20 protein-coding genes are annotated in these 21684 nt (G+C 71.6%); 14 read left to right on the forward strand and 6 right to left on the reverse strand.

What is annotated here, in order from left to right:
- Positions 1-87 precede the first annotated feature (87 nt).
- The 10 genes from AC5WS8_RS26935 (at position 88) to rocD (ending at position 10778) form a co-directional block, all read left to right on the forward strand.
- Positions 88-1326, forward strand: a complete 1239-nt coding sequence (locus AC5WS8_RS26935) for a MurT ligase domain-containing protein (protein ID WP_496106062.1) — start codon at positions 88-90, stop codon at positions 1324-1326.
- Positions 1327-1345: 19 nt separating this feature from the next.
- Positions 1346-2074 (forward strand): type 1 glutamine amidotransferase, encoded by a 729-nt coding sequence (locus AC5WS8_RS26940; protein WP_496106063.1) that lies wholly within the window; start codon positions 1346-1348, stop codon positions 2072-2074.
- A 240-nt stretch (positions 2075-2314) separates the two neighbouring features.
- The gene (locus AC5WS8_RS26945; RefSeq protein WP_496106064.1) at positions 2315-3340 is read left to right on the forward strand and encodes a 6-phosphofructokinase; all 1026 of its coding nucleotides are present in this window, start codon (positions 2315-2317) and stop codon (positions 3338-3340) included.
- 120 nt (positions 3341-3460) lie between these two features.
- Positions 3461-4411, forward strand: coding sequence for a cytochrome c oxidase assembly protein (locus AC5WS8_RS26950; protein WP_496106065.1), 951 nt, complete (start codon positions 3461-3463; stop codon positions 4409-4411).
- 127 nt (positions 4412-4538) lie between these two features.
- The gene (locus tag AC5WS8_RS26955; RefSeq protein WP_496106066.1) at positions 4539-5987 is read left to right on the forward strand and encodes a DUF6777 domain-containing protein; all 1449 of its coding nucleotides are present in this window, start codon (positions 4539-4541) and stop codon (positions 5985-5987) included.
- Positions 5988-6045: 58 nt separating this feature from the next.
- Positions 6046-7866: a serine/threonine-protein kinase gene (locus tag AC5WS8_RS26960; protein WP_496106067.1), complete on the forward strand. Its 1821-nt coding sequence runs from the start codon at positions 6046-6048 to the stop codon at positions 7864-7866.
- 13 nt (positions 7867-7879) lie between these two features.
- A complete protein-coding gene (locus AC5WS8_RS26965; protein WP_496106068.1) occupies positions 7880-8041 on the forward strand; it encodes a hypothetical protein in 162 nt (53 codons plus the stop codon).
- A gap of 58 nt (positions 8042-8099) precedes the next feature.
- Positions 8100-8615: an Lrp/AsnC family transcriptional regulator gene (locus tag AC5WS8_RS26970; protein ID WP_496106069.1), complete on the forward strand. Its 516-nt coding sequence runs from the start codon at positions 8100-8102 to the stop codon at positions 8613-8615.
- Between the two features lie 124 nt (positions 8616-8739).
- Positions 8740-9561 carry a dimethylargininase gene (gene ddaH / locus AC5WS8_RS26975; protein ID WP_496106070.1) on the forward strand — a complete coding sequence of 274 codons (822 nt, stop codon included), beginning with the start codon at positions 8740-8742 and terminating at the stop codon, positions 9559-9561.
- Entirely contained in the window at positions 9558-10778 is a 1221-nt protein-coding gene (gene rocD, locus AC5WS8_RS26980) for an ornithine--oxo-acid transaminase (protein WP_496106071.1), read from the forward strand. Before ddaH ends, rocD begins: the two co-directional genes overlap by 4 nt.
- A gap of 219 nt (positions 10779-10997) precedes the next feature.
- Here rocD and AC5WS8_RS26985 read toward each other — a convergent pair whose 3' ends face one another.
- The 4 genes from AC5WS8_RS26985 to AC5WS8_RS27000 all read right to left on the reverse strand — a co-directional run bounded on the left by AC5WS8_RS26985 (position 10998) and on the right by AC5WS8_RS27000 (position 16146).
- Entirely contained in the window at positions 10998-11474 is a 477-nt protein-coding gene (locus AC5WS8_RS26985) for a TIGR00725 family protein (RefSeq protein WP_496106072.1), read from the reverse strand.
- Positions 11475-11482: 8 nt separating this feature from the next.
- Positions 11483-14575, reverse strand: a complete 3093-nt coding sequence (locus AC5WS8_RS26990) for an FAD-binding and (Fe-S)-binding domain-containing protein (protein WP_496106073.1) — start codon at positions 14573-14575, stop codon at positions 11483-11485.
- A gap of 137 nt (positions 14576-14712) precedes the next feature.
- Complete coding sequence (locus AC5WS8_RS26995) at positions 14713-15744, reverse strand: SDR family oxidoreductase (RefSeq protein ID WP_496106074.1); 1032 nt, start codon at positions 15742-15744, stop codon at positions 14713-14715.
- Between the two features lie 72 nt (positions 15745-15816).
- Positions 15817-16146 (reverse strand): helix-turn-helix transcriptional regulator, encoded by a 330-nt coding sequence (locus tag AC5WS8_RS27000; protein ID WP_496106075.1) that lies wholly within the window; start codon positions 16144-16146, stop codon positions 15817-15819.
- Between the two features lie 136 nt (positions 16147-16282).
- Between AC5WS8_RS27000 and AC5WS8_RS27005 the strand changes: the two genes are divergently transcribed.
- Both AC5WS8_RS27005 and AC5WS8_RS27010 read left to right on the forward strand, forming a co-directional pair.
- Entirely contained in the window at positions 16283-17095 is an 813-nt protein-coding gene (locus AC5WS8_RS27005) for an anti-sigma factor antagonist (protein WP_496106076.1), read from the forward strand.
- A gap of 286 nt (positions 17096-17381) precedes the next feature.
- Entirely contained in the window at positions 17382-17579 is a 198-nt protein-coding gene (locus AC5WS8_RS27010; RefSeq protein ID WP_496106077.1) for a hypothetical protein, read from the forward strand.
- Between the two features lie 199 nt (positions 17580-17778).
- Here the strand turns inward: AC5WS8_RS27010 and map are convergent, their stop codons facing one another.
- Positions 17779-18546: a type I methionyl aminopeptidase gene (gene map / locus AC5WS8_RS27015; protein ID WP_496106078.1), complete on the reverse strand. Its 768-nt coding sequence runs from the start codon at positions 18544-18546 to the stop codon at positions 17779-17781.
- Between the two features lie 58 nt (positions 18547-18604).
- Between map and AC5WS8_RS27020 the strand changes: the two genes are divergently transcribed.
- Together AC5WS8_RS27020 and AC5WS8_RS27025 are read left to right on the forward strand one after the other, a co-directional pair.
- Complete coding sequence (locus tag AC5WS8_RS27020) at positions 18605-18880, forward strand: helix-turn-helix domain-containing protein (protein ID WP_496106079.1); 276 nt, start codon at positions 18605-18607, stop codon at positions 18878-18880.
- 284 nt (positions 18881-19164) lie between these two features.
- On the forward strand, positions 19165-19890 hold the full coding sequence (locus AC5WS8_RS27025) for a lysophospholipid acyltransferase family protein (RefSeq protein ID WP_496106080.1): 726 nt from the start codon (positions 19165-19167) through the stop codon (positions 19888-19890).
- 80 nt (positions 19891-19970) lie between these two features.
- On the opposite strand, the gene AC5WS8_RS27030 is transcribed toward AC5WS8_RS27025, so the two are convergent.
- Positions 19971-21569, reverse strand: coding sequence for an alpha/beta hydrolase (locus tag AC5WS8_RS27030; RefSeq protein ID WP_496106081.1), 1599 nt, complete (start codon positions 21567-21569; stop codon positions 19971-19973).
- Between the last annotated feature and the right edge of the window lie 115 nt (positions 21570-21684).

Raw genomic sequence — 21684 nt, forward strand, 5'->3', positions numbered from 1 at the left:
GGGGCGTGCGGGGATCTCGATAGGCTGAGGCCCACACGTTGCCGGAACAGGGCGCGCGGCGCTGTACGCAAGGAGGATCGAGAACTGATGGCAGGCAACTCGGACCCGCTGACGCCGCGGGCGAAGCTGGCCGTGACCGCGGGCAAGGCGGTCGCTGCGGCATCGCGCGCCGCGGGGCGCGGCAGCGGTTCGGTGATCGGCGGCCGAGTGGCGCTCAAACTCGACCCCGACCTCCTCGGCAAACTCGCCCAGAACCTGGACGTCATCCTGGTCTCCGCGACCAACGGCAAGACCACGACGACGCGGCTGATCGCGGAGGCGCTGCGCGCGGCGGGGCCGGTCGTGTCCAACGCGCTCGGCGCCAACATGCCCGCCGGCATCACCTCGGCGCTGGCAGGCGGTTCGGACTCCAAGTTCGGGGTCGTCGAGGTCGACGAGAAGTACCTCGCCGGGGTCGCCCGGGACACCGAACCGAAGTGCATCGCGCTGCTGAACCTCTCCCGCGACCAGCTCGACCGCGCCGCCGAGACCCGGATGCTCGCCGAGAACTGGCGCGAGGGCCTGGCCGGGTCCAAGGCCGTCGTCGTCGCGAACGCCGACGACCCGCTGGTCGTGTGGGCCGCCTCCTCCTCTCCCAATGTGATCTGGGTCGCCGCCGGCCAGATGTGGAAGGACGACGCCTGGTCCTGCCCCTCCTGCGGCGGTGTGATGCAGCGCCCCGGCGACGACTGGTACTGCGGCGAGTGCGGCTTCCGCCGGCCGACCCCGAGCTGGGCGCTGTCCGGGGACCACGTCCTCGACCCGCACGGCTCCGCCTGGCCGATCCACCTGCAGCTGCCGGGCCGCGCCAACAAGGCCAACGCCACCACCTCGGCCGCCGTCGCCGCCGTCTTCGGCGTCCCCCCGCAGGTCGCGCTGGAGCGCATGTACCAGGTGCAGGCGGTCGCGGGGCGCTACGACGTCGTCCAGTTCCAGAACCGCGACCTGCGGCTGCTGCTGGCGAAGAACCCGGCCGGCTGGCTGGAGACGTTCTCCCTGATCGACCCGCCGCCGACCCCGGTGATCCTCTCCGTGAACGCGCGCTCGGCCGACGGCACCGACACCTCCTGGCTCTGGGACGTCGACTACACGCGGCTGACCGGCCACCCGATCTTCGTCATCGGCGACCGCAAGCTGGACCTCGCCGTACGCCTGGAGGTCGCGAACCAGTCCTTCCAGGTCTGCGAGAACCTCGAGCAGGCCGTCCAGCTCGCCCCGCCGGGCCGGATCGAGGTCATCGCCAACTACACCGCGTTCCAGGACCTGCGCCGCCGCGTCGGCAACTGACCACGAAGGACGATCATCGATGAGTGACAACCAGCTTCGTCTGGTGTGGATCTACCCGGACCTGCTGAGCACCTACGGCGACCAGGGCAACGCACTCGTCCTGGAGCGCCGGGCCCGGCAGCGCGGCCTCGACGTGGCCCGCCTCGACGTGCGCAGCGACCAGCCGATCCCGACCTCCGGCGACATCTACCTGATCGGCGGCGGCGAGGACCGTCCGCAGCGGCTCGCGGCCGAGCGGCTGCGCCGGGACGGCCACCTGTACCGGGCCGTGGAGAACGGCGCGATCGTCTTCTCCGTCTGCGCCGGCTACCAGATCCTGGGCCACGAGTTCATCAACGACCTCGGGCAGCGGGAGCCGGGTCTCGGCCTGCTCGACGTGGTCTCGGTGCGCGGCGACGGCGAGCGCTGCGTCGGTGACGTCCTCGCGGACGTCGACCCGCGTCTCGGCCTGCCCCCGCTCACCGGCTTCGAGAACCACCAGGGCGTCACCCGCCTCGGCCCGACGGCCCGCCCGTTCGCGCAGGTCAAGCTCGGCCGGGGTAACGGCACGGGCGACGGCACGGAGGGCGCGTACAACGACACGGTCTTCGGTACGTACATGCACGGTCCCGTCCTCGCGCGCAACCCGCAGATCGCGGACCTGCTGCTGAAGCTGGCACTCGACGTCAACGCGCTCCCGCCGGTCGACGACCGCTGGTACGAGGCGCTGCGCAACGAGCGCATCGCTGCTGCGCAGCAGCCCGCGTGAACACAGCCGCGCGGCAGCCCGCCTGAAACGGTTCCGCAGGAGCTGCCGGGCGGCCCGTACACCGACCGTCCAGTCAGCGGTCATCAGCCCGTCTGACAGTGCGTCCGCACAGCTGAGCGGGCGCGTCCAGCAGGCGGACGCACGGTGCTGCCCCGCCCCCTTCCGCCGGTAGGGTGGCGGGGATTCGAGCCGGACAGCGTGGTCCGGTCCCGTGCCCACGTTGAGAAGGTTGTTCGGGCTATGCGCATTGGTGTCCTCACGTCCGGCGGTGACTGCCCCGGTCTGAACGCCGTCATCCGGTCCGTCGTGCACCGCGCCGTCGCCGACCACGGCGACGAGGTCATCGGCTTCCGGGACGGCTGGAAGGGTCTCCTGGAGTGCGACTACCTCAAGCTCGACCTCGACGCGGTCGGCGGCATCCTGGCCCGCGGCGGCACCATACTCGGCTCCTCCCGGGTCCGTCCCGAGCATCTGCGGGACGGTGTGGAGCGGGCCAAGGGCCACGTCGAGGAGCTCGGTCTCGACGCGATCATCCCGATCGGCGGTGAGGGCACGCTCAAGGCGGCCCGGCTGCTGTCCGACAACGGACTGCCGATCGTCGGCGTACCGAAGACCATCGACAACGACATCGCCGTCACGGACGTCACCTTCGGCTTCGACACGGCCGTGGGCGTGGCGACCGAGGCGCTGGACCGGCTGAAGACCACCGCCGAGTCCCACCAGCGGGTGCTGATCGTGGAGGTCATGGGCCGGCACACCGGCTGGATCGCGCTGCACTCCGGCATGGCGGCCGGCGCCCACGCGATCGTGGTCCCGGAACGTCCCTTCGACATCGAGGAGCTGACCGCCCGGGTCGGCGAACGGTTCGCCGCGGGCAAGCGGTTCGCGATCGTCGTCGCGGCGGAGGGGGCCAAGCCGAGGCCCGGCACGATGGAGTTCGACGAGGGCGGCAAGGACATCTACGGGCACGAGCGGTTCGCCGGGATCGCCCGGCAACTGTCGCTGGAGCTGGAGCAGCGGCTCGGCAAGGAGGCCCGTCCGGTGATCCTCGGCCATGTGCAGCGGGGCGGTACTCCCACGGCGTACGACCGGGTCCTGGCGACACGGTTCGGGTGGCATGCGGTCGAGGCCGTGCACCGGGGCGAGTTCGGCATGATGACCGCCCTGCACGGCACGAAGATCGTGACGGTGTCGCTGGCGGAGGCCGTGCAGACGCTGAAGACGGTCCCGATGGAGCGCTACGCCGAGGCGGAGTGTGTTCTGTAACGCATCGGCAGACTTCAGCCGCCCCCGGTCGCGGTCGCGGCCGGGGGCGGTTCTAGTCTGGGTGCGGACAGACAGCTGTGGACAGACAGCGCACAACCCCCACGAAACAGGAGCCGGCGGATGGATCACAGCGGGCACGGCATGACCATGGATCTGCCGCCGTTCACGCTGGGGCGGGGGCTCGCATGGTCGACGGACCCGTTCTTCCTCGTCGCATGTCTGATCGGGCTCGGGCTGTACGGGTGGGGCGTCGTCCGGCTCGTACGGCGCGGGGACAAGTGGCCGGTCGGCCGGACCGTCGCGTACGTCGTCGGTGTGCTGTTCGTGCTGCTCACGATGTGCACCAGGCTGAACGACTACGGCATGGTCATGTTCAGCGTGCACATGGTGCAGCACATGCTGATCAGCATGCTCGCGCCGATCCCGATCCTGCTCGGCGCGCCGATCACCCTGGCGCTGCGCGCCCTGCCGACCGCGGGCCGCGACCGCAAGGGGCCGCGCGAGCTGCTGCTGATGCTGCTGCACAGCCGCTACCTGCGGGTCATCACGCACCCCGCGTTCACGATCCCCCTGTTCATCGCGAGCCTGTACGGGCTGTACTTCACCCCGCTCTTCGACTTCCTGATGGCGTCCAAGGCCGGGCACATCGCGATGATGGTGCACTTCCTCGCCGTCGGGCTGGTGTTCTTCTGGCCCATCATGGGCATCGACCCGGGCCCGCACCGGCCGGGGCACCTGATGCGGATGCTGGAGCTGTTCGCGGGCATGCCGTTCCACGCGTTCTTCGGCATCGCGCTGATGATGGCGTCCACACCGATGATCGAGGCCTACCGGCATCCGCCCGCCTCGCTCGGCATCGACGCCCTGGCGGACCAGACGTCGGCCGGTGGCATCGCCTGGGCGTTCAGCGAGGTCCCGTCCGTGCTCGTGCTGCTCGCGCTGCTGTTCCAGTGGTACCGGTCCGAGCAGCGGCAGGCCAAGCGGCAGGACCGGGCCGCGGACCGCGACGGCGACAGGGAACTCGCGGCGTACAACGCCTATCTCGCCTCACTCAGCGCACGCGGCCGCTGAGTTCCGTCACACCGCTGAATTCCCTTTCTTTTCAGGCTGCCTGAAGCAGCCCTCCATTCGGTAGCCTGGTGCGGTGACGTCCTGCCGCCGCTCTGCAGGGCGTGGGGGACCGCAGGGGGGAGCGGTGATGGCAATGCGCATGTCTCTGCACGGCGCGGGGAAATCCCTGGCCCGCAGGATCGGCGTTCCGCTGGTCGCGGTACTGGTCCTCGTCGGATGCGGAAAAAGCGCACAGACGTTCGTGGTGAAGGCCGTCGCCGTCGGGGTTCCGTCACTGAATCCCTTCTTCGACGAGCACAGCGGCCTCGGGCACGACACCACGGTCCGGATCCGGGAGGTGCCCGGAGGACTGCAGGCCGGGAACACACCCGGGCTCTACGGCGGTTCCCGGCAGCCCACGATCTGTGACGTGAGGCGGCTGACGGAATTCCTCACCGATCCCGCGAACGACAGCAAGGCGAACGTCTGGGCGCAGGTCCTCGGAATTACCCGGCCACAGATCCCCCACTATCTCGACCGGCTCACACCGGTCCTGCTGCGTCACGACACTCTCGTCCAGAACCACGACTACAGGAAAGGAAGGGCCACCTCTTTCAACTCGCTGCTCCAGGCCGGAATCGCGGTATTGGTGGACGACCAGGGGCAGCCCACGGTGAAATGTTCCTGTGGAAACCCGCTGCGCCCCTTCCAGGGCGACACCACACGGATTTCGGTCCGGTTCGAGGACGGCACCAGGAAATGGGCCGGATACGACCGTTCCTCGGTGGTGGCGGTCAGGCCCGCCGCGCAGCCGCTGACGCGGCTCGTGCTCGTGGACGTCGACGACCCCGGCCGCGGGATCAGCCGCCCCGTCGGCACGGCCGGTGCACACGACTCCCCCTTCGACGCCCGGGCGCGGCGCCGGGTGCCCCGGGTGACGGGGCTCCAGTTCGCCGAGGCCGGTCGGCGGCTGACGGATCTGGGGCTCGCGGTCGCGTACGGCAGGAAGGGGGCGCCGCCCGACGAGGCCGTGGTCACGGGCTCCCGTCCCGCACCCGGCACCGAGCTGGGTTTCGGGCAGTACGTCACTCTGTCGGTGGGCACCGCCGGTACGACGGACGGAGCGGGCCACGGCACGTGGGGAACGTCCACTCCCCCGTCGTCGGGCGGGACGAACACACCGGGGAAGGACGGCAGCACGTCGGCCTCCGCGCCGGCCGCCGGGAAGGCCTCCTCCCCACCGGTGTCGGGCGGCTCGTCCTCCCCTCCGGCGTCGGGCGGTTCCTCGGCGCCGGCCGCGAGCGGCACCGGCGCCTCGGGCGGCTCCTCACCCTCCAGGTCCACCCGCCCGTCCGCGTCGCACCTCGCGGGTCCGTCCGGTACGGCGCCCGGGGTGACCGGTTCCCCGACCACGGGCAAACCGGGCTCGGGCAGCGCGCCCGCGACATCGGCCCCCGGCCCGTCGCAGCCCGTCACCTCGGCGCCCGGGACCGGCAGGCCGTCGACCGGCGCGCCGACGGCCGGGAGAACGGGCACGAGCAATCCACCCACCGGCGCACGGCCACCGGCGCCGCACCGGTCACGCACAACCCCGTGACCGGCTCGCCCACGGACGTCCCGCACCAGACCGCCGCATCGGACCGGGGAGCGACGCGATGCCTTCAGGATCACCGCAGTCGGGAGTGGGCCGGGTCGTCGCGGACCGCTATCTCCTGCTGAACCGGCTGGGCAGCGGCGGCATGGGCCATGTCTGGCGCGCCCATGACCATCGCCTCGACTGCGAGGTCGCCCTCAAGGAGGTCGTGTTCCGCGACCCGGTGGAGGCGACCGAGGAGCGGGCCGCCCGGGTCGCCCGGGCCCGGGCCGAGGCCCGGCACGCGGCCGGGCTGCGCGGGCATCCCCACGTGGTGACCGTGCACGACGTACTGGAACACGACGGCCTGCCCTGGATCGTCATGGAGTACGTCGCGGGCGCGCTCGACCTGCGCGCACTGGTCCACCGACGCGGCCCGCTGTCCCCCGCCGAGTGCGCCCGCCTCGGGCTCGCGGTGCTGGACGCCCTGACCGCCGGGCACGAGCGGGGCGTCATGCACCGCGACGTGAAACCGGCGAACATCCTGCTGGCGCCGGACCGCGGCGGGGCACCGTACTCCCGGGTCCTGCTCACCGACTACGGCATCTCGGTGCAGCCGGACGCGGACGAGCCCCGGTACACACTGACGTCCGCACTGGTCGGCACGCCCGGCTATCTGGCGCCCGAGCGCGCGACCGGCGGGCCGCCCACCGCCGCGGCCGACCTGTTCTCGCTGGGCTGCACCCTGTACTTCGCGGTCGAGGGATGCGGGCCCTTCGAACGGGACACCCAGCTCGCCGAGATCACCGCGGTGGTCCTCGAAGAGCCCCGGCCTCCGGTGCGGGCCGGGACGCTGGGGCCCCTGCTGGCCGCCGTACTGGTCAAGGACCCCGCCACGCGGATCACGGCGGTGGACACGGCGGCCGCGCTGTCGGCGATCGCGACGACGAGCCGTCCGGTCCCGGGCCCGCGGACACCGTGCGCGCGTCCGCACCCACCGACCGAGACCTCGCCCAGCCCGGCGCCGGGCGCCCCGCCCACGTCCCCGGCCGTGCACGCCGCGGCGGACCCGCGAACGCACCACCCGGCCCACACGCACCTCCTGCGCGCCCTCCTGGCGTGCGCCCTGGGGTCGGCGCTCGCCCTGGGCGGGGTCCGGTACGCGGTGGTGCACCCGCCGGGCGGCGGGGCGGCGAAGCCGTACGGGGACGCCGTCGGCCTCACCGGGCCGCTGAAGGACGGTGACTGTGTCGTCGCCGACTGGCCGGGGACCCGCTTCCAGGGCGGCCCGCCACGGCTGACCGTGGACCCGACCTGCTCGGCGGGGACCCCGGACGGGCAGGTGATGGGGCTCGTCACCAGCGCGTCCCCGGACCAGGCGCGTCGGCACGGATCCGAGGAGTGCGAGCAGCGCACGCAGGCGGTTCGCGAGAAGCTCGCCGACGTGCGCGCCTACGCCGTCGTCCCGACCCGGGCGGGGTTCGAGGCGGCCGGGCGGCGCACCGCCTGCCTGGTGCTGGGCGCGCACGGGCCGGTGTACGGTCCGCTCGGGGACCGACGCAGGCCGGGGATGCCGTTCGTGGACACGGCCGACATGCAGAAGCGGGACTGCCTGGACGCGCCCTCCGTGCGGGCCGCCCGCCTGGTCCCCTGTTCGGGGACACACGACCAGCAGGTGCTCGGCTTCACCCGGCTCGGCCCCGGCACCACTCTGACCGAGGCCAGGAGCCTGTCCGACGCGGCGTGTACGCGGGACGTGCCACCGAAGGGCTACGGCTTCGACCCGTCCCGCTACGAAGCCGCGTCCTGGACGGGCAGGAGCGCCTGGTTGTCCGGAACCCATCTGGTCGTCTGCACCGTGCGCAAGCAGAACGGGGGCACCATGAGGGGTGACGAACCATGAGGAGGGTGTTGCCATGCCCGGTTCCACGAAGGCGATGGGGGTGCTCACCGTCGGTGCGCTCGTCGCGGTGACGGCCTACACGGTGGCGCTCGGCAGCAGCGGCTGGCTCTGGTTCGGCTGGGTCGTCCTCGGCCTCGTCACCCTGGGCATGGTGCTCACCACCCGCACACCCTGACGCTCACATGGCGCGGCGGCGGTCACGGTGCCGGTGCCGGTCTGATTACAGTGCCCCCATGAACAGCAGGCCGGTACCGTTCGACACACTCGACCGGAAGATCATCACCGCGCTGATGGCGAATGCCAGGACCAGTTTCGCCGAGATCGGCGCGGCCGTCGGCCTGTCGTCCACGGCGGTCAAGCGCCGGGTGGACCGGCTGCGTGAGACGGGTGTGATCACCGGGTTCACGGCCACCGTGAAGCCGTCGGCGCTGGGCTGGCGCACGGAGGCGTACGTCGAGGTGTACTGCGAGGGCGCGGCGCCGCCCCGGCGCCTGGCGGAGGTGGTGCGCAACCATCCGGAGATCACGGCGGCGATGACGGTGACCGGCGGTGCTGACGCGCTGCTGCACGTGCGGGCGAGGGACGTGGAGCACTTCGAGGAGGTGCTGGAGCGCATCCGCACGGAGCCTTTCATCCGGAAGACGATCAGCGTGATGGTGCTGTCCCACCTGCTTCCGGAGAGCCCGGAGGCGGGCGCGACCCAGGCCGCACCGCACGGTGGCGCGGAGGGCGCAGCGGACGTGCGTTGAGGGGCCTCAAGACGCAGCGTTCCTGCGTGAACACGCAGCTGTCATTCCTTGTCGTCCGTATCCGCCGCTTCCTACCGTGGTGTCAACCCTCAGTCGACACCGCAGGAAGCGGAGGAACCCCTCTGTGACCGACAACCGTGTGCCGCGCCGGCGGCGCTTCCTCGTCTGCGAACCCAGACACTTCGCCGTGCAGTACGCGATCAACCCCTGGATGCATCCCGACACCACGGTCGACGTGGACCTGGCCCATGAGCAGTGGCAGGGGCTGATCCGCGCCTACCGCGCGCACGGCCACACCGTCGACGCCGTGGACCCGGTCCCCGGCCTGCCGGACATGGTGTTCGCCGCCAACTCGGCGGTCGTCGTCGACGGCCGGGTCTTCGGCTCGCTCTTCCACGCGCCCGAGCGGCGCCCGGAGTCCGTCCACTACGAGACGTGGTTCAAGGCCGCCGGCTACGACGTCCACCGCCCCGAGTCCGTCTGCGAGGGCGAGGGCGACCTGGTGTGGACGGGCCGGTACCTGCTGGCCGGCACCGGGTTCCGCACGACCCGGGAGGCGCACCGCGAGGCGCAGGAGTTCTTCGGCCATCCGGTGATCAGCCTGACGCTCGTGAACCCGTACTTCTACCACCTGGACACGGCGCTGTTCGTCCTCGACGACGACAACGTCGTGTACTACCCGGAGGCCTTCTCGCCGGGCAGCCGGGAGGTGCTGGCTCGGCTCTTCCCCGACGCGGTGCTCGCGACGCACGAGGACGCGATGGCGTTCGGCCTGAACTCCGTCTCCGACGGACGCCACGTCTTCGTCGCGCCGAAGGCCGAGGCCCTCGCCTCACGCCTCGCCGACCGGGGGTACGACCCCGTCCCCGTCGAGCTGTCCGAGTTCCACAAGGCCGGCGGAGGCATCAAGTGCTGCACCCAGGAGATCCGGGAGACCCGTTCATGACCGCACCCGTCCGTACGCGTACGTCCGCCGAGCTGATCCGGGCCGAGGAGCCGGTCCTCGCGCACAACTACCACCCGCTGCCTGTGGTCGTCGCCCGTGCCGAGGGCACCTGGGTGGAGGACGTGGAGGGCCGCCGCTACCTCGACATGCTGGCCGGGTACTCGGCCCTCAACTTCGGCCACCGCAACCCGGTGCTGATCGAGGCGGCGCACCGCCAGCTGGACCGGTTGACGCTCACCTCGCGGGCCTTCCACAACGACCGGCTGGCCGAGTTCGCCGAGTCGCTGGCCGAGCTGACGGGCCTGGACATGGTGCTGCCGATGAACACGGGCGCGGAGGCGGTGGAGAGCGCCGTCAAGGTGGCCCGGAAGTGGGCGTACGAGGTCAAGGGCGTGCCGGCCGACCGGGCGACGATCGTGGTGGCGGCCGGGAACTTCCACGGCCGGACGACGACGATCGTGAGCTTCTCCACGGACGAGACGGCGCGGGCGGGCTTCGGCCCCTTCACGCCGGGTTTCCGCATCGCCCCGTACAACGACCTGGCGGCGCTCGAGGCGGCGGTCGACGAGACGACGGCGGCCGTGCTGATCGAGCCGATCCAGGGCGAGGCGGGTGTGATCATCCCCGACGAGGGCTACCTGGCCGGGGTCCGTGATCTCACCCGCCGTGCGGGATGCCTCCTCATCGCGGACGAGATCCAGTCGGGCCTCGGGCGCACGGGCCGCACCCTGGCGGTGGAGCACGAGGGAGTCGTGCCGGACGTCCTGCTGCTCGGCAAGGCGCTCGGCGGCGGCATCGTGCCGGTGTCGGCGGTGGTGGCGCGCCGGGACGTGCTCGGGGTGCTGCGGCCGGGCGAGCACGGTTCGACGTTCGGCGGCAACCCGCTGGCCGCGGCGGTCGGTTCGGCGGTCGTCGACCTGCTGAAGACGGGTGACTTCCAGTTGCGCGCCGCGGAGCTGGGTGTGGTGCTGCGGGACGGTCTGGCTTCGCTCCTCGGCAAGGGCGTCGTGGGCTTCCGCTCGCGCGGACTGTGGGCGGGTGTCGACGTCGACCCGGCGATCGGCACCGGTCGAGGGATCAGCGAACGCCTCATGGCGGAGGGGGTCCTGGTCAAGGACACCCACGGCTCGACGATCCGCCTGGCACCGCCGCTGACCGTCACGGAGGAGGAACTCCGGTCGGCGCTCGGGGCGCTGGAGAAGGTGCTGACGGCTTGAGCGCCGTGCCGCACCGGGGCGGATTCGCCCCCGCCGCCCTAGCCCGTCCCCTGCCTGGGGGCTGCCGCCCCCGGACCCCCGCTTCGGCCTGAACCGCCTCGTCCTCACACGCCGGACAGGCTGGAAATCAGCCCGCCGGCGTGTGAGGAGCGGGGGTCGAAGGGGCGGAGCCCCTGGAGGCAGGTGCGGGAAGGGGCGGGCGGGGCGAAGCCATGGCCGTCAGAGCCAGAGCTCCGTCCGCTCCAGCGCCTCGGCCGGCGTCCGCGCGTACCGTACGCCGGGCACCTCCCGCCCGTCGGCGTCCACAACGCGCCAGCCGTCGCCCAGGTGGACCACGGGTACACCGCCCCGGCGCATGGCCAGGGCCAGTTCCGAGAGCGTGCCCCAGGAGCCGCCGACCACGACGACGGCGTCCCCGCTGTGCACGATGACGCTGTTGCGTGCCTGCCCGAGCCCGGTGGCGATCGCGACGCTCAGGTCAGGTCCGGCGCCGGTCCGGTCCGACCCCGGCAGCACCCCGACGACCAGGCCGTCGCGCGACCGGGCGCCCGCCGCGACCGCGGCCATCACCCCGCCGTGCCCGCCGCAGATCACCACGGCCCCGCGCTCCGCGAGCAGCCGGCCCAGCTCGTGGGCGAGGGCCCGCTCGCTCTCCTGGCACCGAGCGGGCCCGCACACCGCCACCTGTACCGCCATGGCCGCGGTCAGGCACGGCCTCGCAGGCGGCGGGCGAGGACCGCCGCGGGAGCCGCCGTCAGCGCGGCGGCCGCGGCCGTGGTCGCCCAGGCGCCGAGGCGTGAGGGCGGCTCGGGGCGCTGCGCCACCCGCTCGGGCAGGTCCGCGGGCAGGGGCCCGTCCAGGCCCAGGGCCAGCGCCTCGGCCAGGTGCAGGGCCCGGCGGCCCGTGCCGCCCTGCTCGATCTGGGTCCGGCAGCTGAAGCCGTCCGCGAGGACCAGGCCGGACGGGGCGGCTCCCCGCACGGAGGGCAGGACGCCCTGCTCCGCGACGGCCATGGACACCTCGTGGTGGCCCCGTTCGAACCCGAAGTTGCCGGCGAGCCCGCAGCAGCCCTCGTCGAGGACCTCGGCGTCGATGTGGGCGCGCCGCATCAGCTCCCGGTCGGCGTCGAACTTCATGATCGCGTGCTGGTGGCAGTGGGTCTGCACGGTCGCCTGCCGCGCCAGGGACGGCGGCCGCCAGTCTTCGGGGGCGTGGTGGACGAGGTGTTCGGCGAAGGTGCGGAACTGCCCGGCCAGGCGCTGCACGTCCTGGTCGGCGGGCATCAGTTCCGGCGCGTCCGCGCGGAAGACGGCCGTACAGGACGGTTCCAGGCCGATGACGGGCGTACCCGCCTCGATCCACGGGCGCAGGACGTCGATCGAGCGCCGCAGGACCTTCTTCGCCACCGCCAGCTGCCCGGTGGAGATCCAGGTCAGTCCGCAGCACACGGACCTCGTGGGTACGGCGACCCGGAAGCCGGCGTCCTCGAGGACCCGCACCGCGGACCGCGCGATCGCGGGGTGGAAGTAGGCGGTGAAGGTGTCGGGCCACAGCACCACCGCCCGCGGGTCTCCGGGCTCCGGTTCTTCGCCGCCACGCGCCTTCCACCACTTCGGGAACGGCTCCTCCGCGAACACGGGAGCCTGGCGCGCGCCGTCGACACCGGCCAGCCGTTTGCCGGCGGCGGCCAGTCCGGGCGCGTGCAGCAGCCTGTTGACGACCGGCGGGGCGAGGCGGGAGAGCCGGGCCCACAGCGGCAGCCAGCCCATGGAGTAGTGGGCGGCCGGGCGGGGCCTGCCCTCGTAGTGGTGGGCGAGGAACTCCGCCTTGTAGGTGGCCATGTCGACGCCGGTGGGACAGTCCGACTTGCAGCCCTTGCACGCGAGGCACAGGTCCAGGGCGTCCCGGACCTCGGTGGAGCGCCAGCCGTCGGTCACGGCGGAGTCCGCGTGGCCGTCGAGCATCTCGAACAGCAGCCGTGCCCGGCCGCGTGTGGAGTGCTCCTCCTCCTGGGTGGCCCGGTAGGACGGGCACATCACCCCGCCGTGGTGGCTGCGGCAGTTGCCGATGCCGACGCAGCGCAGTACGGCGCGGGTGAAGGAGTGTTCGTCCTGCGGGTAGCCGAAGTGCGTGTCCGGGGTCGCGGGCCGCCACGCGGAGCCGAGGCGCAGCTGTCCGTCGACCGGGTGGGGGTCGACCACCTTGCCCGGGTTCATCCGGTTGTCCGGGTCGAAGAGCGCCTTGAGCTCCCCGAACGCGGCCACGAGCCGCTCTCCGAACATGCGGGTGAGCAGTTCGCCCCGGGACTGGCCGTCCCCGTGCTCGCCCGACAGGGAGCCGCCGTATGAGGCCACGAGGTCGGCGGCTCGCTCCAGGAAGCGGCGGAAGTCGGCCACACCCTCGGCGGTCCTCAGCCCGAACGGGATGCGGGTGTGCACACAGCCCTGGCCGAAGTGCCCGTAGAGCGAGGGATGGTCGTAGTCGAACTCCTCGAACAGCTTTTTGAGGTCGCGCAGGTAGTCGCCGAGTCGGTCGGGCGACACGGCGGAGTCCTCCCAGCCCTCCCAGGTCTCGCGGTCGTCCGGCGGCCGCGCGGTGACTCCGAGTCCGGCCTCACGGGCCTTCAGCATCCTCTGCTCGCGCTCGGGGTCGTCGGAGAAGGCGACGGTGGACTCCTTCTCGCTCCGGCCGACAGCGCGCAGCAGTGCGTGCGCCCTCTCGTCGACCTCCTCCTGGCTGTCGCCGCTGAACTGCAGCAGCAGCCAGCTGTCCCCTTCCGGGAGGGAGTTGAGGGATTCCAGGTAGGCGTGCTCCTCGCGCATCAGCTGTGCCATCCGCCCGTCCAGGGCCTCCAGCTGGCTGGGTGAGCAGTGTTCCAGAAGACGGGGAACGTCGTCGGCGGCGGAGCAGATGTCCCCGTAGCCGAGGACGAGCAGCGACTGGTAGCGGGGTACGGGGACCAGGTCGAGCTCGGCGCGCAGTACGGTCACCAGGGTTCCCTCACTGCCGACCAGGGCCTTGGCGACGTCGAAGCCGTTCTCCGGGAGCAGGGAGTCCAGGTTGTAGCCGGAGACGCGGCGCGGGATCCTGGGGTAGCCGTGGCGGATGTCCGCCAGGTACTCGGTGACGATGCGGTCGAGGCCGTCGTAGATCTCGGCCCGGCGCCCGCCCTCGGCGGCGATCCGTGCCCGCTCGGCCCGCGAGGTCGGCCCCACCCACATGCGGGTCCCGTCGTAGGTGAGGACTTCCAGGCGGCGCACGTTGTCCACGGTCTTTCCGTACGCCTGCGCCGACGCCCCGCACGAGTTGTTGCCGATCATGCCGCCGAGCGCGCAGTGGCTGTGCGTGGACGGCTTGGGGCCGAACTGGAGGCGGTGGTCGGCGAGCCTGCGGTTGAGCTCGTCCAGGACCAGACCGGGCTCCACGACGCAGGTGCGGGCGTCGGGATCGACCGACACCAGGGCGTCGCAGTACTTGGTCCAGTCGATGACGACGGCCGTGTTGGTTGTCTGGCCGGCCAGGCTGGTGCCGCCGCCCCGGGACAGGACGGGCGCGCCGAACCGCGCGCACACCTCGACCGCGCGGGCGCCGGCCTCCACACCGCGGGGTACGACGACGCCGATGGGGACCTGACGGTAGTTGGAGCCGTCCGTGGAGTACGCGCCCCTGCTGCCCGCGTCGAATCGGATCTCGCCGTCCACGGCGCTGCGCAGTGCCGCCTCCAGCCCGGCCACATCGAGCGCGGCTCCCGCCCGGCCGAGAGCCGGGGACGTGTCGTTGCGGGATGTCAGGGCCATGGATCGAGACCGCCTTTCCTGCACGGTAGGACTATGCAAGGGAGTTTCGCGCTCGGTCGGGCTCAAACGGACGCGCTCAGGCTGCCTCGGGCCGTCGGTGGCCCCGCCGGGTGTGTCAGCCGGCCTTGCGGCCCGTGTCAGCCGACCTTGTGGCCCTGCATCGGTGCCGTCGGGGCGCCGGCGCCTTCGTGCAGCCCGTGCAGGAACTCCTCCAGCACCTCGGTCGCCGTCCGCCGCGGCTGCCAGCCGAGCACGGTGTGCGCACGGGTGCAGTCCATGAGCGGCAGCCTCAGGACGGCGTCGAAGAGGTGGGGCGAGGCGGGCAGCAGCCGCAGCCCCCAGGCGGCGGCGATCGCCGACCGTGCGGCCGTGCGGGGCAGCCGCACCGGGCGGGAACCCAGCAGTTCGCCCAGCACCTCTGCGTCCAGGGGCGGATCGGCGGCCAGGTTGAAGGCGCCCCGGACCTCGCTGTGGACGGCGAGCTGGTAGGCACGGGCCGCGTCATCGGTGTGCAGGGCCTGCACACGGAGCCCCTGAATGTCCGGCAGGAAGGGCAGCAGTTCCGGGCGGGCCAGCGGTCCGGGCAGGAACTTGCCGCCGAAGATGCGCCGCTGTTCACTCGCCGATTCCCGCTTGAACAGGAACGCGGGACGCATCCGTACGACCCGGATCCCGGGGTGCCGGAACTCGAAGGTGTCGAGATACCGCTCCAGATAGGCCTTCTCCCGGGTGTAGGCGGCGTCGGGCCAGCCGTGCGTCGGCCAGGACTCGTCCACGGCACGGTTCTTGGGACCCGGGGAGTAGGCCCCCACGGAGGAGGTGTGCACCAGCGTGGGCACCGTGGCGGTGGCGGCGACGGCCTCGAAGACCCGGATGCTGCCGAGCACGTTGGTCCGCCAGGTCGCGACCGGATCGTGCGTCGGCTGGAACGCCCATGCCAGGTGCACCACCGCGTCGGCGCCCCGGAACTCCCGGACGAGGTCGACGTCCTTCGCCGCGAGGTCGACCTTCGACCACTCCACGCGCTCCGGGCCGAGGTCGGGGGTCCGGCGCGCCAGGCCACGTACGCTCGCGACGGCAGGGTCCTCGGCGAGCAGGCGCACGAGGCTGGTGCCCACATTGCCGGTGGCACCCGTGACCACGATCTTCCTGCCAGTTTCGGTGCTCACTTCGGGCTCCTCTCGGTGACCGGTGGCCGGTGGCCGGTGGCCGGTACCTGCGAGTACCCACGGTGAGGGGCGTTACTGCTGCCGGCGCTGCCTGCCGTGTGCGGCGTCCTGCCGTACCAGCAGGGCGAGGAGCTCGGCGACGGTCAGGCTGGCCTCCGCCGGGTGGCGCAGCGGCGTGCCGGGCTGGATGCGGTACGTGTTGCTGCGCCCCTCACGGGTGTGCGTGAGATAACCGTCCTGCTCGAGGTCGGCGATGATCTTCTGAACGGCGCGCTCCGTGAGCCGGCAGTGGGCCGCGATGTCGCGGATGCGGACGCTCTGGTCGTCGGCGATGGCCGCCAGCACGCGTGCGTGGTTCGTGAGGAACGTCCATCCCGTATGCGGCTCACGGACTTCACCCATGGATAGAGAGTAGGCTCCGCGATTCACGAATACAAAAAGCTGAATTCGCGTTCGTGTGTCCCTTGACATGTGCCCTGGGCCGGGCAGAGCCTGGCTGGGTACGGGGGCGCGTTGCGGGCCGGCTCGGGAGGCTGCCATGGACGAGCGCGTACTTCCCGAGCCCGACAGCGCGGACGGTGACGTCCGGGTGACCTGGGCCCGCCCGCCGCAGCACCTTCTGCCACCGTGTCTGAGGATCGAGACGCACCCGGACGGGGACCGGGTGACCGTGGCGGTGTCCGGGGAGCTCGACATCGACACCGAGCAGGCCCTGCAGGATGCCCTGCGCGAGGCCGTACGGCGCTCCGTGAGGGGCGTCGACGTGGATCTCGGCGGAGTGGACTTCTGCGACTGCTCCGGCCTCAACGTGCTGCTGAGTGCCCGCCGCCAGGCCCTGGCCGACACCAAGACGCTCGTGCTGGGCCCGACCTGCCCCTCCGTGGACAGGCTGCTGTCGCTGACCGGCACACGCCCTCTGTTCGACCTGTCCCGCGCCGTCGGCACGACCGCCGGCCAGGACGGCCAGGACCCGCACACGCCCCCGGGCCCCGACCGGGAACGGGTCCCGGTCCCCGACCAGGAGCAGGCCCCGGCCCCCGACCGTGACCTGGACCCGTCGACCGAGCGGGACCTGCACATCGAGCTGGTCCAGCTCCGGCGGGCGATGCAGACCCGGCCGGTGATCGACCTGGCCCGCGGGGTGCTGATGGCGTCGTTCGGGCTGACTGCGCAGGACGCGTGGGACGTCCTGGTCACCGTCTCCCAGAGGACCAACACAAAACTGCACCACGTCGCCGAGGACCTGGTGACGGCCGTCAACGGCGACGCGCCACCAGGCCCGCTGCGTCAGGAGCTGACGGCTGCGGTCGCCGCACTCAAGGAATCTTCGAACGCGCATTCCGCGAACTGAAGTTCGCAATACCGCGCCGCGCACGCCGCGCATCTACCCCTGGAGCTGCTCCCGCTCGCCGGGGAGTCGATGACAGCGGTCACCCTTCTCCTCCTCGCCCTGCTCAAGAACTCGGAGATGCGGGCGGAGGACGCCACCCAGCGCAAGCTCGAGACGCGATCGCCGGCGCCCTGCTGGACATGAACAGGTTCAGGGACAGCCGCGCCCTGCAGCAGCTGAGGCAGTCGATCCGCGGGGAGGAAGAGACGTAAGATGATATTCACCCATATGACAGAGGTGAGCCGATATGACCGACCGGGAGCATGGCCGGTACGCGGACGGCTCCGGCCACCTGAAGGACATGACCGAGGAAACCCTCGGCGCCCAGGAACAGGCGCGTCAGGAGCGTCAGCACCGGCTCGAGCGGCAGCAGAGCGGCCGCCGGACGGACGACGAGTCCACCTATCCCGAGCTGTTCGACCGGGGAGACGACGACCATCCGTGACGACCTCCTCCGGAACGCGACCCCCCTCCGGCTGCCCGCGCCGGAGCCAGGAGGGTTCTGACGGTGCGTGAGCTGCGTGGCGCTCCGGTGCGTGCAGCACTGCGCACCGACCGGGGGCCGGTCCGCCACGGCCGGCCGCAGCCGGCCGACCTGCCCGCCGAACGGTCCGGCCCCGGGTCCGGCAGCGTGCGGGAGAACGTCAGGGCACGGTCAGGATGCGGGGACCCTGGTCGGTGATGGCGACGGTGTGCTCGATGTGGGCGGCCCTGCTGCCGTCGGTGGTGCGCAGGGTCCAGCCGTCGATATCGGTGCGGTAGGTGTTCTGCCCGCCGGCCATGAGCATGGGTTCGATGGCGAGGACGAGGCCGTGGCGCAGCGGGAAGCCACGGCCGGGGCGGCCGCGGTTGGGGACATGAGGGTCTTCGTGCATGCGGCGGCCGATGCCGTGGCCGCCGAAGTCGGCGGGCATGCCGCAGCCCGCCTTGCGGGCGACGGTGTCGATGGCGTGGGAGATGTCGCCGATGCGACTGCCCACCCGGGCTGCGGCGATGCCGGCGTCCAGGGCCCGCTGGGTGGCTTCGATCAGATCGAGGTCGCCGGGGCGTGGCGTTCCGACGGTGAAGGTGACGGCCGCGTCACCCGTCCAGCCGTCGAGCCGGGCGCCGCAGTCGATGCTCACCAGGTCACCGTCGCGCAGCCGGTAGCCGGTGGGGATGCCGTGCGAGACGGCGTCGTTGACAGACGTGCAGATCACGGCCGGGAAAGCGACCGGTGCGAAGGAGGGCCGGTATCCGAGGAACGGGGAGCCGGCTCCGGCCTCCGCCAGAACCGACCGGGCCGCTTCGTCGAGTTCCCGCAGGGACACCCCCACACCGGCCGCTTCTCGGACTGCGACCAGGGCCCGGGCCACCACACGTCCGGCTTCCCGCATCGCCTCCAACGCGGCATCGGTCTTGATCTCCACCATGCGTTGACTCCCCACGACAGGTCGACCCAATACTTATACCGGTATTAGTATCACGGGCATGGTGAGGACTCCTTTGACACCGTGGGAACGGGAACGCGGCGAACGGTTCGGCGCGCTGCTGCGTCGAGCGCGCGGCAGCCGCAGCATGGCGGAGGTGGCGGCCGTGGCGGGGGTCTCCGCGGAGACCCTGCGCAAGATCGAAACCGGCCGGGCCCCGACCCCCGCCTTCTTCACCATCGCGGCGCTGGCCGCCGCGCTGCATGTGTCTCTGGACGATCTGGCGGCCGCGTGCACGGAGGACCCGGACGGCCGGGAACCGGCGCTCTCGGCTTGAGGCGTTGGCGGCGCCGTATCGCTCAACCGACCTTCGGTGGCGTACACGACCAGACCGCCGTGCACCACCTCGGCCCGGGACAACCCCAGGCCACCAGCCCAACCGCCGACCGGGCAAACCGGCGACTGACGGCCCATCGGCGCACTCGGCGAAGGGTCGGCGCGACTCCTGCCGAAGATTGGTTGCAGATGACTACGGGCACACCCGGGTCAGGTTCTACAATTCTCGGGTTGACCTGCGGAAACCCTGGTCAGCAGCGGGCCTGCCGAAGTGAGGGGTAAGCCGTGTTCTACTACGTGCTCAAATACATCCTTCTGGGACCGCTGCTGAGACTGGTCTTCCGGCCGCGCATCGAGGGCCTGGAACACGTTCCGGCTGAGGGGCCGGCCATCATCGCCGGCAACCATCTCTCCTTCTCCGACCACTTCCTGATGCCCGCGATCCTCAAACGGCGCATCACGTTCCTCGCCAAGGCCGAGTACTTCACCGGCCCCGGCGTCAAGGGACGGCTCACCGCCGCGTTCTTCCGCAGCGCCGGGCAGATCCCGGTGGACCGCTCCGGCAAGGAGGCCGGGCAGGCCGCCATCCGCGAGGGCCTCGGCGTCCTCCGCAAGGGCGAGCTGCTGGGCATCTACCCCGAGGGCACCCGCTCCCACGACGGCCGCCTCTACAAGGGCAAGGTGGGCGTGGCGGTGATGGCGCTGAAGGCGCAGGTCCCGGTCATTCCCTGCGCGATGATCGGCACGTTCGAGGCGCAACCGCCGGGCCAGGTCATCCCGAACCTCCGCCCCGTGGTGATCCGCTTCGGCGGGCCACTCGACTTCTCCCGCTACGCCGGCATGGAGAAGGAGAAGGCCGTCCTGCGCGCCGTCACCGACGAGATCATGTACGCCATCCTCTCCCTGTCCGAGCAGGAGTACGTCGACCAGTACGCGGCGGTCGTCAAGGCGGAGCAGGCGGAGAAGGACGCGGAGCGGGGCCGGAAGCTCCCGCGGCTTCCGCTGAGCTGAGGGGGCGGGCAGACGAGGGGGCGGCCGGGATCGGCCGCCCCCTCGGGCGCAGGCGCACCGAGGACCGCCTGCTGCGCGTACTACGGCTTCGGCGTGGCGTGCGGCGTACAGGTCACGTCGGCGCTGTCCGTCCGGCCGGTGAGCAGGTAGCTGTCGACCCGGTTATTGATGCACGGGTTGACCAGACCGGTCACGCCGTGGGAGCCCGCGTCCTTCTCGATGATCAGGCGGGAGCCCTTGAAGCGCTTGTGCAGTTCGACCGCGCCGTCGAAGGGCGTCGCGGCGTCACGGGTGGACTGCACGATCAGGACGGTCGGCAGGCCCTTGCCGGTACGGACGTCGACCGGGTTCTGCTGCTTGACCGGCCAGGTGGCGCACGGCAGGTTCATCCATGCGTTGGCCCAGGTCATGAACGGATGGTTCTTGTCGAGCCGGGTGTTGTCCCGGTCCCACTTGCGCCAGCTCCTCGGCCACTTGGCGTCGGTGCACTCGACGGCCGTGTAGACCGCGTTGCCGTTCTCGGACGTGATGTTGCCCGCCGTGTCCGACGGGTTCGGCGCCGCCGCGTCGACGAGGGCCCGGGTGTCCCCGGCGACGTACCTGCTGAAGACGGTGGCGACCGGGACCCACGAGGAGTCGTAGTACGGCGCGCTCTGGAAGAAGGCGAGCAGCTCGGCCGGGCCGACGACACCGCCGATCGGGTTCTTCTTCGCCGTCGCGCGCAGCCGGAGCCACTTCTGCTGTACCGCGGCCCGGGTCGTGCCCAGGTGGAAGGAGGCGTCGTTCGCGGCGACCCAGTCCTCCCAGTCCTTCCAGCGGCCCTCGAAAGCGACGTCCTGGTCGAGGTTGGCCTGGTACCAGATCTTCTCGCGCGACGGGTTGACCACGCTGTCGACGATCATGCGCCGGATGTGCCCCGGGAAGAGCGTGCCGTAGACGGCGCCCAGGTACGTGCCGTACGACACGCCCAGGTAGTTGAGCTTCCGCTCGCCGAGCGCCGCACGGATGACGTCCAGGTCCCGTGCGGTGTTGGGCGTGGTCATCCGCTGGAGCATCGCACGGCCGGTGCGCTCCAGGCAGCCCTCCGCGTACTCACGCGCCAGCTTGCGCTGGGCGAGCTTGTCCGCCTCGGTGTCGGGTACAGGGTCCGCCTTGGGCGCCTTCACGAACTCCTGCGGGTCCTCGCAGGAGATGGGCGCCGAGTGACCGACGCCGCGCGGATCGAAGCCCACGAAGTCGTACGCCTTGGCCACCTTGGCCCAGATGGCGTTCTTGGTGGTGACCCGCCGCGGGAAACGGAGTCCGGAACCGCCGGGGCCGCCCGGGTTGTAGACGAGGGCGCCCTGGCGCTCCTGCTTGGTGCCGGTGTTCCCGATGCGGTCGACGGCGAGCCTGATCTGCTTGCCGTCCGGGTGGGCGTAGTCGAGCGGGACGGTCACCCAGCCGCACTGGATGGGCTTCTCGAGTCCCCAGTCAGCCGGGCAGTTCTGCCAGTCGATTCCGTCCTTGGCGGCCCGCGCTGCGGCGATCGCGGCGCCGCGGGCCTCCCGGTCCTGACCGTGGCGCGAGTCGGCGGTGGCCGACGGTGCCGCCACGGCGCCGGCTATCAGCGCCGCCGTGACGAGCGCCCCCGCTGAGCCGAGCGCGGTCGCTCGCCTCGTCGGTCTGTTTCCCCTCAAGTGGGACCTCCCCGTACATCGTTGCGATGGGTACGGGGGATCCTTTCGGCTGTGACGTGCCCGAGAACAGAGGGTATTTGGCTCTCTTTACCGATCCGATAACCGGTACAGCGCG

Source organism: Streptomyces sp. PTL18 (assembly GCF_059510295.1).